This is a genomic window from Pseudomonas sp. H2_A10 (assembly GCF_054680085.1).
The window spans coordinates 3223256-3237513 of sequence record NZ_CP162821.1 but is presented as its reverse complement, the minus strand read 5'-3'; the positions used below and the strand labels follow the sequence as shown (position 1 = coordinate 3237513).

General features: G+C 60.4%; 14 protein-coding genes. All 14 read left to right on the top strand.

What is annotated here, in order from left to right; genetic code table 11:
* Positions 1 to 95 precede the first annotated feature (95 nt).
* Complete coding sequence (locus AB4O23_RS15030) at positions 96 to 497, top strand: carbohydrate-binding module family 20 domain-containing protein (RefSeq protein WP_017527188.1); 402 nt, start codon at positions 96 to 98, stop codon at positions 495 to 497.
* Positions 498 to 564: 67 nt separating this feature from the next.
* Positions 565 to 1011 carry an NUDIX hydrolase gene (locus AB4O23_RS15025; protein ID WP_017527187.1) on the top strand — a complete coding sequence of 149 codons (447 nt, stop codon included), beginning with the start codon at positions 565 to 567 and terminating at the stop codon, positions 1009 to 1011.
* A 59-nt stretch (positions 1012 to 1070) separates the two neighbouring features.
* Positions 1071 to 2195, top strand: coding sequence for a tRNA 2-thiouridine(34) synthase MnmA (mnmA, locus tag AB4O23_RS15020; protein ID WP_017527186.1), 1125 nt, complete (start codon positions 1071 to 1073; stop codon positions 2193 to 2195).
* The gene (gene hflD, locus AB4O23_RS15015) at positions 2192 to 2815 is read left to right on the top strand and encodes a high frequency lysogenization protein HflD (protein WP_017527185.1); all 624 of its coding nucleotides are present in this window, start codon (positions 2192 to 2194) and stop codon (positions 2813 to 2815) included. Before mnmA ends, hflD begins: the two co-directional genes overlap by 4 nt.
* Positions 2816 to 2940: 125 nt before the next feature.
* A complete protein-coding gene (purB, locus tag AB4O23_RS15010; RefSeq protein ID WP_065877430.1) occupies positions 2941 to 4311 on the top strand; it encodes an adenylosuccinate lyase in 1371 nt (456 codons plus the stop codon).
* Between the two features lie 83 nt (positions 4312 to 4394).
* The gene (locus AB4O23_RS15005; RefSeq protein WP_017527183.1) at positions 4395 to 5561 is read left to right on the top strand and encodes a ribosomal protein uL16 3-hydroxylase; all 1167 of its coding nucleotides are present in this window, start codon (positions 4395 to 4397) and stop codon (positions 5559 to 5561) included.
* Positions 5554 to 5976, top strand: a complete 423-nt coding sequence (locus tag AB4O23_RS15000) for a GNAT family N-acetyltransferase (protein WP_017527182.1) — start codon at positions 5554 to 5556, stop codon at positions 5974 to 5976. The genes AB4O23_RS15005 and AB4O23_RS15000 overlap by 8 nt, the downstream gene beginning before the upstream one ends.
* A 229-nt stretch (positions 5977 to 6205) precedes the next feature.
* On the top strand, positions 6206 to 6943 hold the full coding sequence (locus tag AB4O23_RS14995; protein WP_017527181.1) for a secretin N-terminal domain-containing protein: 738 nt from the start codon (positions 6206 to 6208) through the stop codon (positions 6941 to 6943).
* Positions 6944 to 7437: 494 nt separating this feature from the next.
* Positions 7438 to 8763, top strand: a complete 1326-nt coding sequence (aceA, locus tag AB4O23_RS14990) for an isocitrate lyase (protein WP_003174717.1) — start codon at positions 7438 to 7440, stop codon at positions 8761 to 8763.
* A gap of 555 nt (positions 8764 to 9318) precedes the next feature.
* The gene (locus tag AB4O23_RS14985; protein ID WP_003219575.1) at positions 9319 to 9732 is read left to right on the top strand and encodes an NADH-quinone oxidoreductase subunit A; all 414 of its coding nucleotides are present in this window, start codon (positions 9319 to 9321) and stop codon (positions 9730 to 9732) included.
* 10 nt (positions 9733 to 9742) lie between these two features.
* A complete protein-coding gene (locus AB4O23_RS14980; RefSeq protein ID WP_017527180.1) occupies positions 9743 to 10417 on the top strand; it encodes a NuoB/complex I 20 kDa subunit family protein in 675 nt (224 codons plus the stop codon).
* A gap of 71 nt (positions 10418 to 10488) precedes the next feature.
* A complete protein-coding gene (gene nuoC, locus AB4O23_RS14975; RefSeq protein WP_017527179.1) occupies positions 10489 to 12273 on the top strand; it encodes an NADH-quinone oxidoreductase subunit C/D in 1785 nt (594 codons plus the stop codon).
* A 2-nt stretch (positions 12274 to 12275) separates the two neighbouring features.
* Positions 12276 to 12773, top strand: a complete 498-nt coding sequence (gene nuoE, locus AB4O23_RS14970; protein ID WP_003174721.1) for an NADH-quinone oxidoreductase subunit NuoE — start codon at positions 12276 to 12278, stop codon at positions 12771 to 12773.
* On the top strand, positions 12770 to 14125 hold the full coding sequence (nuoF, locus tag AB4O23_RS14965) for an NADH-quinone oxidoreductase subunit NuoF (protein WP_017527178.1): 1356 nt from the start codon (positions 12770 to 12772) through the stop codon (positions 14123 to 14125). The genes nuoE and nuoF overlap by 4 nt, the downstream gene beginning before the upstream one ends.
* Positions 14126 to 14258 lie beyond the last annotated feature (133 nt).

Here is a 14258-nt window from a genome sequence, read left to right as displayed (position 1 = left end):
ACTCTAATGAACTGTAAGTTCTAACAGGTGCCCCCCAGCCCCCTGAGGGCCATCCTTATCCCGTGACGACTGAGCCGAGACCGGGAGACCATCAAATGTTGCGCACCTACTATTTATTGCCACTGGGCGCTTTCTTACTTGCGCTGCTGCCCCTGGCAAACGCTGGCCAAAACGTCCAGATGACATACTTCCTCAACGCGAGCTTTACCTGCCAGAACGGCGTCACAACGCAAGGATATAGCGTTTATGTGGTTGGCTCGCACCCAGAAGTCGGAAAATGGGACCCCGCCAACGCCGTTTTACTCAGCCCATCCAACTACCCGACATGGACCGGCCAGGTGCGTTTTTCGGGCGTCCAGCTCGATGAAAAGGTGGAATGGAAGTGCATTATTCGCAACGAAAAGAACCCGCAGGATGTACAGAAATGGCAGGCTGGGCCGAATAACGAAGTGATATTGACGTTCTCCCCGCAAGCCCAGGCCACCGCTACGTTTTGAGCAGCCCGGCCATGTCCGGCGTATCATGCAGGATGATTTAGCCCCCACCTGCATTCGAGAGCCATTCATGACCTGGCAACCCCACATCACCGTCGCCACCATCGTCGAAGACAACGGCAAGTTCCTGATGGTCGAAGAACTCAAGGGCGGCCGCGCCGTGCTCAACCAGCCCGCCGGCCACCTCGACCCGCACGAAACCCTGACGGAAGCCGCCGTGCGTGAAACCCTCGAAGAAACCGGCTGGGACGTCGAAGCCACCGGCATCGTCGGCATCTACCTGTACACCGCACCGAGCAACGGCGTGACCTATCAGCGCGTGTGCTTTATCGCCAAGGCCCTGCAACACCACCCGGGCTATCAACTCGACGAAGGCATCGTCCGCGCCCGCTGGCTCACCCGTGACGAACTGATGGCCCTGCGCGACGACTGGCGCAGCGAGCTGATCATCCGCTGTATCGATGATTATCTGGCCGGCCAGCGCCACAGCCTGGAATTGATCCGCCCTTCTCTTTAGCCTTGCGGGCCCAGGCCTGTTAGAATCGCGTCCTTTTTCAAGACACCCGTTGAAACCCTATGCGTGATCCAGCCCCTTCTGCCACACAAAAGAAGCGCGTCATCGTCGGCATGTCCGGCGGCGTGGACTCTTCCGTTTCCGCCGTTCTGCTCATGGAGCAGGGTTATGAGGTGGAAGGCCTGTTCATGAAGAACTGGGAAGAAGACGATGGAACGGAATATTGCACCGCCATGGACGACCTGGCGGATGCGCAGGCCGTGTGCGACAAGATCGGTATCAAGCTGCACACCGCCAATTTCGCCGCCGAGTACTGGGACAACGTGTTCGAGCACTTCCTGGCCGAATACAAGGCCGGTCGCACGCCGAACCCGGACATCCTGTGTAACCGCGAGATCAAGTTCAAGGCGTTCCTCGACTACGCCATGATGCTCGGCGCCGACCTGATCGCCACCGGCCACTACGTGCGTCGCCGCGATATCGACGGCCGCACCGAACTGCTCAAGGGCCTGGACCCGAACAAGGACCAGAGCTACTTCCTGCATGCCGTCGGCGGCGAACAGATCGCCAAGACCCTGTTCCCGGTCGGCGAACTGGAAAAGCCCGAGGTCCGCAAGATCGCCGAGCAACATGGCCTGGCCACCGCCAAGAAGAAAGATTCCACCGGGATCTGCTTTATCGGTGAGCGCCGCTTCAGCGACTTCCTCAAGCAATACCTGCCGGCACAACCGGGCGACATCAAAACCACCGATGGTGAAGTGATCGGTCGCCACCACGGCCTTATGTACCACACCATCGGCCAACGCCAGGGTCTGGGCATAGGCGGCCTCAAAGACGCCGGTGAAGAGCCGTGGTACGTGCTGGTCAAGGACCTGGAAAACAACGTACTGATCGTCGGCCAGGGCAACGAACACCCTTTGCTGTTCTCCGGCGCCCTGCTCGCTTCGGAAATCTATTGGGTCAACCCGATCGACCTGAGCACGCCGCGCCGCCTGACCGCCAAAGTGCGTTATCGCCAGAGCGACCAACCCTGCACCCTGGAAAAAACCGCTTCGGGCTACCGCGCCACCTTCGATGACCCGCAGCGCGCGGTCACGCCTGGCCAATCCGTGGTGTTCTATGACGGTGAAATCTGCCTGGGCGGCGGCGTGATTGAAGTCGCGCAGGCCTGGAGCAACCCGGCATGAGCCCGACCCAGGAGCAATTGACCGCACTGGGCGGCGTATTTCTGTCTGCCGTGCTGGTGGACAAGATCGCCAAGACCGGCCAGGTCACCGAAGCGGGCCTGACCTGCATGCTCGGCAGCCTGCTGATCCGCGACCCCAAGGACACCCTCGAAGTCTACGGCGGCGACGACCTCGCGCTGCGTGAAGGCTACCGCGCGCTGATCGGCGCCTTGGAGCGCGACCCGAGCACCTTGCAGCGCGAGCCGCTGCGCTATGCCCTGTCGATGCTCGGCCTCGAGCGGCAACTGGCCAAGCGCGACGACATGCTGGAAACCATCGGCAAACGCCTGCCGCAGATCCAATCCCAGGTCGAGCACTTCGGCCCGGCTCACGAAAACGTGATCGCCGCCTGCGGCGCGCTGTACCAGGATACTTTGAGTACCTTGCGCCAACGGATCCAGGTGCACGGCGACATGCGCAACCTGCAACAACCGAACAACGCCTCGAAAATCCGTGCGCTGCTGCTGGCCGGTATTCGTTCGGCGCGGTTGTGGCGCCAGTTGGGCGGTCATCGTTGGCAACTGGTGATCAGCCGGCGCAAATTGCTCAAAGAGCTTTACCCGTTGATGCGCAACGAATAAGTCGCACCAGCACGCTATTTTCAAGCCGTTACGCGTAATACGCCGGTCAGTTGGCAACGGACTGGCGGATTTTTTCATGTATGATACGCGCCCCATTTCGTTGCCCGACTGTCCGAGAACACCCCATGCAGCTCTCTTCGCTCACTGCGGTTTCCCCTGTTGACGGCCGCTACGCCGGCAAAACCCAGGCCCTGCGCCCTATTTTCAGCGAATACGGCTTGATCCGTGCTCGTGTACTGGTTGAAGTGCGCTGGCTCCAGCGCCTGGCCAGTCACCGCGCCATCAGCGAAGTGCCGGCGTTTTCCGCCGAGGCCAACGCTGTATTGAACACCCTGGCGGAAAACTTCTCTCTGGAGCACGCCGAGCGTGTCAAAGAGATCGAGCGCACCACCAACCACGACGTCAAAGCCATTGAGTACCTACTCAAGGAGCAAGCGGCCAAGCTGCCGGAACTGGCCCAGGTCAGTGAATTCATCCACTTTGCCTGCACCAGCGAGGACATCAACAACCTGTCCCACGCCCTGATGCTGCGCGAAGGCCGTGATGACGTGATGCTGCCGCTGATGCGCCAGACCGCCGAAGCCATCCGCGAACTGGCGATCCGCTTCGCTGCTGTGCCGATGCTGTCGCGCACCCACGGTCAACCCGCCTCCCCGACCACCCTGGGCAAAGAACTGGCCAACGTGGTGTACCGCCTGGAGCGTCAAATCGCTCAAGTCGCTGCCGTTCCGCTGCTGGGCAAGATCAACGGCGCTGTCGGCAACTACAATGCCCACCTGTCGGCTTACCCTGAGATCGACTGGGAAGCCAACGCCCGCGCCTTCATCGAAGACGAACTGGGCCTGGGCTTCAACCCGTACACCACGCAGATCGAACCGCACGACTACATTGCCGAGCTGTTCGACGCGATTGCGCGTTTCAACACCATCCTGATCGACTTCGATCGCGATATCTGGGGCTACATCTCCCTGGGCTACTTCAAGCAGCGCACCATTGCCGGTGAAATCGGTTCGTCGACCATGCCGCACAAGGTCAACCCGATCGACTTCGAAAACTCCGAAGGCAACCTCGGCATCGCCAACGCGCTGTTCCAGCACCTGGCCAGCAAGTTGCCGATCTCCCGCTGGCAGCGCGACCTGACCGACTCCACTGTACTGCGCAACCTCGGCGTGGGTTTTGCCCACAGCGTGATCGCGTACGAAGCCAGCCTCAAAGGCATCAGCAAGCTGGAGCTCAACGAGCAGAAAATCGCCGCCGACCTGGACGCGTGCTGGGAAGTACTGGCCGAGCCGATCCAGACCGTGATGCGTCGCTACAACATCGAAAACCCCTACGAGAAGCTCAAAGAGTTGACCCGTGGCAAGGGCATCAGCCCGCAAGCGCTGCAAACTTTCATCGACGGCCTGGACATGCCGGACGCTGCCAAGGCCGAGCTGAAATTGCTCACCCCGGCCAACTACATCGGCAACGCCGTGGCCCAAGCCAAGCGCATCTGATCATCGCAAGACCCTTGAGACGCCCGGCCGCGCCGGGCGTTTTTATTTCAGTCTGAAAAGTGCTTTTTTTCAATAGGTTACACATGAATCCTGATATCCCTCTTCAACTTTTGGGCGGCATCACGGCACGGGAATTCCTGCGCGATTACTGGCAGAAAAAACCGCTGCTGATCCGTCAGGCCATCCCTGACTTCGAAAGCCCGATAGACGCCGACGAACTGGCCGGCCTGGCCCTGGAAGAAGAAGTCGAATCGCGCCTGGTGATCGAACACGGCGAGCGCCCATGGGAACTGCGCCGCGGCCCGTTCGCCGAAGACGCCTTCAGCACCCTGCCGGAACGCGAGTGGACCCTGCTGGTACAAGCGGTCGACCAGTTCGTACCGGAAGTGGCCGAGTTGCTGGAGCAGTTCCGCTTCCTGCCTAGCTGGCGCATCGATGACGTGATGATCAGCTTCGCCGCGCCAGGCGGCAGCGTAGGCCCGCACTTCGACAACTACGACGTGTTCCTGCTGCAAGCCCAAGGCAAGCGCAACTGGAAGATCGGCCAGATGTGCAGCTCCGAAAGCCCACTGCTGCAACACGCCGACCTGCGCATCCTCGCCGAATTCGAAGAAAGTGCCGAATGGGTGCTGGAACCGGGCGACATGCTCTACCTGCCGCCGCGCCTGGCACACTACGGCATCGCTGAAGATGACTGCATGACCTACTCGGTCGGCTTCCGCGCCCCAAGCGCCGCCGAAGTACTGACCCACTTCACCGACTTCCTCGCCCAGTACCTGACGGACGAAGAGCGCTACACCGACGCCGACGCCCAGCCCGTCAGCGACCCGCATCAGATCCAGAGCGACGCCCTTGATCGCCTCAAGAGCCTGCTGGCCGAGCACATGAGCGACGAGCGCATGTTGCTGACCTGGTTCGGCCAGTTCATGACCGAGCCACGCTACCCGGAACTGGTAGCGGGCGAAGACGTGGGCGAAGAAGACTTCCTCGGCAGCCTGCAGGACGGCGCGATCCTGGTGCGCAACCCTAGCGCGCGCATGGCCTGGTCCGAAGTGGATGATGATGTACTGCTGTTCGCCAGCGGCCAGAGCCGTTACCTGCCAGGCAAACTGCGCGAGCTGTTGAAACTGGTGTGCTCGGCCGATGCGCTGCACAGCGAAAACCTCGGCGAGTGGCTCGCCGACGAAGACGGTCGCGACCTGCTGTGCGAATTGGTCAAGCAAGGGAGCTTGGGGTTTGCCGATGAATAAGATTCACGTAAGTGTCGCGGACTGGCGAAAGGATATCGACGAGATTCGGCGCATTCGTGAAGCGGTATTTATCGCTGAGCAATCGGTTCCACCGGAGCTGGAATGGGACGCGGACGACGCGGACGCCATGCATTTCCTCGCATTCGAAGGCGACTTTGCGATTGGCACCGCGCGCCTGCTGCCCAGCGGCGAGATCGGCCGCGTGTCGGTGCTCAAGGACTGGCGCGGGCTGAAGGTGGGCGACAAGCTGATGGAGGCCGTGATCGAAGCAGCTGAAAAACGCGGCCAGACCAAGCAGTTTCTCAGCGCTCAGGTGTATGCCGCACCGTTTTATGAGCGGCTGGGCTTCGAGATCGTCAGTGACGAGTTTCTTGAAGTCGGGATTCCGCACGTCGATATGGTGCGCGGGGGCTGACTCAAGACCGAGTCGCCGCCATCGGGGGCAAGCCCCCTCCCACATTGGCCGCATTCCAAAGGATGTACTCGGTCAAGTGTGGGAGGGGGCTTGCTCCCGATAGCTATCTCAGCAACACCCCAAAATGCCCTGCCAGCCAGGGCATTTTGCCGTCTACGATTCAATATGCGACCCGCCAGGCCGACAAACTGGCACTATCAAGCCCAAATGACTCGCAGAGATAACGGACATGTCCCTACGCACCCTGCTCACCGCACTCCTGCTGACCGCCAGCGTCTCGGCCATGGCCGACACCCAAGTCGTCAACCTGAGCAACCGCACCAGCGCCGACCTGCTGCCTGTAGCACAGAACTTCATCGGCAAGGACGGCACCGTCAGCGCTTACGGCAACCAGCTTATTGTCAAAGCCGAGCCCGGCAAGATCGAAGAGCTGCGCGCCCTGCTCGCCCAACTCGACACGCCGGCCAAGCGCCTGCTGATCACCGTCGACACCAACGAAACCAACCAGCAAAACAGCGGCGACAGCCAGACCCGCATCATCAGCTATGGCACCGCCAGTCGCGACGGCGGCATCCAGCAGATCCAGGCCAGTGAAGGCGTGCCGGCCCTGATCCAGGTAGGCCAGAGCGTCCCGCTGACCACCACCCAACCCGACGCGTACGGGCGCCCGCAAAACCAGACCCAATATCGCAATGTCACCCAGGGCTTTTATGTGACCGCCAGCGTCACTGGCGAGACCGTACACCTGGCGATCAGTACCAACCGTGACCGCATGAGCCAGGAACGTCCCGATGTAGTGAACGTGCAAAGTACCGACACAACCGTCAGCGGGCGCTTGGGCGAATGGATATCCCTGGCAGGCGTCAATCGTGAAACCCAGGCCGATAAATCCTCCACAACCCGCAGCTACGCTACCCAGGGGCGCGACGACCTGACTTTACGGGTCAAGGTCGACACCCTGAACTGAAGCACCAAAAACTGACTGATGAGTCGTATTAGACTAAAGATGTAGTGCTTCAAAAAAAGCACTACAAAACATTTGACGATCCAAAAAAGCATGGGCATGATGGCCTCGCTCCCGCTAATCAGAGGCCCTGGCAAGGGTCTTCGGATCGCCGCTCTAAGTTACCCACCTGAGCCGATTCGTGTCTGTACCGCCCACAAGGTGTGTTTGACGTTGGTTGCGACTGGAACGAAGTTGTCCCGAGGGACGGAAGCTAACCAGGTAACCCGGCAACACACTGCAGAATGTCCAACGGCCCACGACGCCCAAAGACTGTTCTCGGTTCGCCCCTACCTGCTCACTTTCTCCCTTGAGCCCTTCGTTCACCCCGTCGCCTCCCCCGTCGAACCTGGCTTGACCGCCTATGCCTCTGGTCAGCGAGCCGCCCTACCGCGCAACGATTGCGTGGCAGGCAAAAGGACTTTTCCACCTAGACCTATGCGACGAGGTTTTTCCCCATGGCACTGACACGCGAACAGCAAATTGCAGCCCTTGAAAAAGATTGGGCTGAAAACCCACGCTGGAAAGGCGTAACCCGCGCTTATTCCGCTGCTGACGTCGTCCGCCTGCGTGGCTCGGTTCAACCCGAGCACACCTTTGCAAAACTCGGCGCCGAGAAGCTGTGGAACCTGGTCACCCAAGGTGCCAAGCCTTCCTTCCGCCCCGACAAAGATTTCGTCAACTGCATGGGCGCCCTCACTGGCGGCCAGGCAGTCCAACAGGTGAAAGCCGGTATCCAGGCGATCTACCTGTCCGGCTGGCAAGTGGCGGCGGACAACAACTCCGCCGAGTCCATGTACCCCGACCAATCGCTGTACCCGGTGGACTCCGTGCCGACCGTGGTCAAGCGCATCAACAACTCGTTCCGTCGTGCCGACCAGATCCAGTGGAAAGCCGGCAAGAACCCAGGTGACGAAGGCTACATCGACTACTTCGCACCGATCGTGGCTGACGCCGAGGCCGGTTTCGGCGGCGTACTGAACGCTTACGAGCTGATGAAGAGCATGATCGAAGCAGGCGCTGCCGGCGTTCACTTCGAAGACCAACTGGCTTCCGTGAAAAAATGCGGCCACATGGGCGGCAAGGTACTGGTTCCGACCCAGGAAGCCGTACAGAAGCTGACCGCTGCGCGCTTGGCCGCTGACGTTGCCGGGACGCCGACCATCATCCTGGCGCGTACCGATGCCAACGCCGCTGACCTGCTGACGTCGGACTGCGACCCGTACGACCAGCCGTTCGTGACCGGCGAACGTACCCAGGAAGGCTTCTACAAAGTACGCGCCGGCCTGGACCAGGCTATCGCTCGCGGCCTGGCCTACGCGCCGTACGCCGACCTGATCTGGTGCGAAACCGCCAAGCCGGATCTGGACGAAGCCCGTCGCTTTGCTGAAGCGATCAAAAAGGAATACCCGGACCAACTGCTGTCCTACAACTGCTCGCCTTCTTTCAACTGGAAGAAGAACCTGGACGACGCGACCATCGCCAAGTTCCAGCGCGAACTGTCCGCCATGGGCTACAAGCACCAGTTCATCACCCTGGCCGGCATTCACAACATGTGGCACAGCATGTTCAACCTGGCGCACGACTACGCCCGCAACGACATGACCGCCTACGTGAAGCTGCAGGAGCAGGAATTCGCTGACGCCGCCAAGGGCTACACCTTCGTGGCGCACCAGCAGGAAGTGGGCACCGGCTACTTCGACGACATGACCACCGTGATCCAGGGCGGCACCTCGTCCGTGACCGCGCTGACCGGCTCGACCGAAGAAGAACAGTTTCACTGATTGATCGGGTACACGGCCACGGCGGCCCCAGGGAAGACCTAACCGCCGTGCCGCACAACAATCACGCCCCGACTGGTTCGGGGCGTTTTTTTTGCCTGGACTGAGTCACCTCCCACATGGGGAAATGTGATCTGCCTAAAAATTTTGCGCAAATCTTGATCCAGAGCGGTATTCGCTGCAGATAAATCGGTTAAAAGATCCACTCCAACACTCGCGACATTCAAGCAAGTAACGGCAACTTCCCGCGCCACACGAGAAACACTCGCTTAAACCTCCGCGCAAACAATATTCATTATCATTTGGCACTTAAAAGCTTCGTTACCGGTTAAACAAAACAGATTTGATTAAATGCCCGCTAATGCCCACCCTGTAAGGGTTACAGCCCCATTGAGGTGCACTATGTCCTTATTCCAACGAATAATTTCGCTATCGCAATTTTACTTGCCCGGTGTTTAGCCATAAAATCACCGCGGTTGACTGCGCTGCGACATATCGTCACTGCATCATTACTTTTTCGAGCTCAGAGACCTTTGCTCTCTGTTAAGGATTTCCAGCATGACCGAAGCGACAGGACTCATGGCCCACAACTGGGGCTTTGCCATTTTCCTCCTCGGTGTTGTCGGCCTCTGTGCCTTTATGCTCGGCGTCTCCAGCCTCCTTGGGTCAAAAGCCTGGGGCCGCAGCAAAAACGAACCGTTCGAGTCGGGCATGCTACCTACAGGTGGCGCCCGCTTGCGGCTCTCAGCCAAATTCTATCTGGTCGCGATGCTCTTCGTGATCTTCGATATCGAAGCCCTTTTTCTCTTTGCCTGGTCTGTGTCCGTCCGCGAAAGCGGCTGGACCGGATTCGTCGAAGCCCTCGTTTTCATAGCAATTCTGTTGGCAGGCCTTGTCTACCTATTTCGAGTGGGCGCCCTTGATTGGGCTCCGGAAGCTCGTCGTAAGCGGCAAGCGAAGCTGAAACAATGAGGCTTTGGCGATGCAATACAATCTCACCAGGATCGACCCGGATGCTCCTAACGAGCAATACCCCATCGGCGAACGGGAAACCGTTTCCGACCCGTTAGAAGACCAAGTCCACAAAAACATCTACATGGGCAAGCTGGAGGACGTGCTGAGTGGCGCGGTCAACTGGGGGCGTAAAAACTCCCTGTGGCCGTACAACTTCGGCCTTTCGTGCTGCTACGTGGAAATGACCACCGCCTTCACGGCGCCCCACGACATCGCGCGCTTTGGCGCCGAAGTTATCCGGGCCTCGCCGCGCCAGGCGGATTTCATGGTTATCGCCGGTACCTGCTTCATCAAGATGGCGCCGATCATCCAGCGTCTCTATGAGCAAATGCTCGAGCCGAAGTGGGTTATCTCCATGGGTTCGTGCGCCAACTCCGGTGGCATGTACGACATCTACTCGGTCGTTCAAGGGGTGGACAAGTTCCTGCCCGTGGACGTCTATGTGCCTGGCTGCCCGCCCCGCCCCGAAGCATTTCTGCAAGGCTTGATGCTGTTGCAGGAATCGATTGGCAAGGAGCGTCGCCCGCTGTCCTGGGTCGTCGGCGATCAAGGCGTGTATCGCGCCGAGATGCCTTCGCAAAAGGATGCGCGCCGCGAACAGCGAATCGCAGTCACCAATCTGCGCAGCCCCGACGAAGTCTGATCCAGCCCGCTTCTTTTATAGAACGAAAACCTGGCCTCATTCTTTACGTTGACCGAAAGCGATAAAAAACCATGACTACAGGCAGTGCTCTGTATATCCCGCCTTATAAGGCAGACGACCAGGATGTGGTCGTCGAACTCAATAACCGTTTCGGCCCTGACGCCTTCACCGCCCAGGCCACACGCACCGGTATGCCGGTGCTGTGGGTGGCGCGCGCCAAGCTCGTCGAGGTCCTGACCTTCCTGCGCAACCTGCCCAAGCCGTACGTCATGCTCTATGACCTGCATGGCGTGGACGAGCGTCTGCGCACCAAGCGCCAGGGGCTGCCGAGCGGCGCCGATTTCACCGTGTTCTACCACTTGATGTCGCTGGAGCGTAACAGCGACGTGATGATCAAGGTCGCGCTGAGCGAAAGCGACCTGAGCGTCCCGACCGTGACCGGTATCTGGCCGAACGCCAGCTGGTACGAGCGTGAAGTCTGGGACATGTTCGGTATCGACTTCCCTGGCCACCCGCACCTGACGCGCATCATGATGCCGCCGACCTGGGAAGGTCACCCGCTGCGCAAGGACTTCCCTGCCCGCGCCACCGAATTCGACCCGTTCAGCCTCAACCTGGCCAAGCAACAGCTGGAAGAAGAAGCCGCGCGCTTCCGTCCGGAAGACTGGGGCATGAAGCGCTCCGGCACCAACGAGGACTACATGTTCCTCAACCTGGGCCCGAACCACCCTTCGGCTCACGGTGCCTTCCGTATCATCCTGCAACTGGATGGCGAAGAAATCGTCGACTGCGTACCGGACATCGGCTACCACCACCGTGGTGCCGAGAAGATGGCCGAGCGCCAGTCCTGGCACAGCTTCATCCCGTACACCGACCGTATCGACTACCTCGGCGGCGTGATGAACAACCTGCCGTACGTGCTCTCGGTCGAGAAGCTGGCCGGCATTAAAGTGCCAGACCGCGTCGACACCATCCGCATCATGATGGCCGAGTTCTTCCGCATCACCAGCCACCTGCTGTTCCTGGGTACCTATATCCAGGACGTCGGCGCCATGACCCCGGTGTTCTTCACCTTCACCGACCGTCAGCGTGCCTACAAGGTCATCGAGGCCATCACCGGCTTCCGTCTGCACCCGGCCTGGTACCGCATCGGCGGCGTGGCCCACGACCTGCCCAATGGTTGGGAGCGCCTGGTCAAGGAATTCGTCGAGTGGATGCCCAAGCGTCTGGACGAATACCAGAAAGCCGCCCTGGACAACAGCATCCTCAAGGGCCGCACCATCGGCGTCGCGCAGTACAACACCAAAGAAGCCCTGGAATGGGGCGTCACCGGTGCCGGCCTGCGTTCCACCGGTTGCGACTTCGACCTGCGTAAAGCACGCCCGTATTCCGGCTACGAGAACTTCGAGTTCGAAGTACCCTTGGCGGCCAATGGCGATGCCTACGACCGTTGCATCGTGCGCGTCGAAGAAATGCGCCAGAGCCTGAAGATCATCGAGCAGTGCATGCGCAACATGCCGGCCGGCCCGTACAAAGCGGATCACCCGCTGACCACGCCGCCGCCTAAAGAGCGCACGCTGCAGCACATCGAAACCCTGATCACGCACTTCCTGCAGGTTTCGTGGGGCCCGGTCATGCCGGCCAACGAATCCTTCCAGATGATCGAAGCGACCAAGGGTATCAACAGTTATTACCTGACGAGCGATGGCGGCACCATGAGCTACCGCACCCGGATTCGCACCCCAAGCTTCCCGCACTTGCAGCAGATCCCTTCGGTGATCAAAGGCGAGATGGTCGCGGACTTGATTGCGTACCTGGGTAGTATCGATTTCGTTATGGCCGACGTGGACCGCTAAGCATGAACAGCACGCTTATCCAGACAGACCGTTTCACCTTGAGTGAAACCGAGCGCTCGGCCATCGAGCACGAGCTGCATCACTACGAAGACCCGCGCGCGGCGTCGATCGAAGCCTTGAAGATCGTCCAGAAGGAACGTGGCTGGGTGCCTGACGGCGCGCTCTACGCCATCGGCGAGATCCTCGGCATCCCCGCCAGCGACGTTGAAGGCGTGGCGACGTTCTACAGCCAGATCTTCCGCCAGCCGGTCGGCCGCCACATCATTCGCGTGTGCGACAGCATGGTCTGCTATATCGGGGGTCACGAGTCGGTGGTCAGCGAGATCCAGAACAAGCTGGGCATCGGCCTCGGCCAGACCACACCGGACGGGCGCTTCACGCTGCTGCCGGTGTGCTGCCTGGGCAACTGCGACAAGGCGCCGGCGTTGATGATCGACGACGACACATTCGGTGACGTGCAGCCTGCTGGCGTGACCCAATTGCTCGAGGGCTACCCATGACCCTGACTTCTTTCGGCCCGGCCAACCTGATCAAGCGTTCGGCCGAGACCCACCCGCTGACCTGGCGCCTGCGTGATGATGCCGAGCCGGTATGGCTCGACGAATACCAGGCCAAGAACGGTTACGCCGCCGCGCGCAAAGCCTTCGCCGACATGGCCCAGGACGATATCGTCCAGACGGTCAAGGACGCCGGCCTCAAGGGCCGCGGCGGTGCAGGCTTCCCCACGGGCGTGAAGTGGGGCCTGATGCCCAAGGACGAGTCCATCAACATCCGCTACCTGCTGTGCAACGCGGATGAAATGGAGCCCAACACCTGGAAAGACCGCATGCTGATGGAGCAACTGCCCCATCTGCTGATCGAAGGCATGCTGATCAGTGCCCGCGCCCTCAAGACCTACCGTGGCTACATCTTCCTGCGTGGCGAATACACCACCGCCGCCAAGCACCTCAACCGTGCCGTGGCCGAAGCCAAGGCAGCGGGCCTGCTGGGCAAGAACATCCTCGGTTCGGGTTTTGACTTCGAACTGTTCGTGCACACCGGCGCCGGGCGTTACATCTGCGGTGAAGAAACCGCGCTGATCAACTCCCTCGAAGGCCGCCGCGCCAACCCGCGTTCCAAGCCGCCCTTCCCTGCCGCCGTGGGCGTGTGGGGCAAGCCGACCTGCGTGAACAACGTCGAGACCCTGTGCAACGTGCCGGCGATCATCGCCGACGGCGTGGACTGGTACAAATCGTTGGCCCGCGAAGGCAGCGAAGACATGGGCACCAAGCTCATGGGCTTCTCCGGCAAGGTCAAGAACCCTGGCCTGTGGGAACTGCCATTCGGCGTGACCGCGCGCGAGCTGTTCGAGGACTACGCCGGTGGCATGCGCGACGGCTACACCTTGAAAGCCTGGCAGCCAGGCGGCGCCGGTACCGGTTTCCTGCTCCCTGAGCACCTCGACGCACAAATGTACGCCGGCGGCATCGGCAAGGTGGGCACCCGGATGGGTACCGGCCTGGCGATGGCGGTGGACAACACGGTGAACATGGTCTCGCTGCTGCGCAACATGGAGCAGTTCTTTGCCCGCGAGTCCTGCGGCTTCTGCACCCCATGCCGCGACGGTTTGCCGTGGAGCGTGAAGCTGCTGATGGCGCTGGAAAACGGCGAAGGCCGCGAGGGTGACATCGAAACCCTGCTGGGCCTGGTCGGTTTCCTCGGCCCCGGCAAGACTTTCTGTGCTCACGCACCGGGCGCCGTGGAGCCACTGGGCAGCGCAATCAAATACTTCCGCTCGGAGTTCGAAGCCGGCATCGCGCCTACCAGCGCCGCCGTGCCGCCTCTGGCGAAGCCGATCGTAGTCGGCGCGTAACGCTTAAACAGGCGAAGGGTCCGTGCCCTTCGCCTGCTCATGTGCTGACGCCGTAACGGCTGTGTAGATGCACATGAATAACAAGATTCCATTAGCCACGCCCGCTGACAACGGGCCAACGAAGAACTTTGAA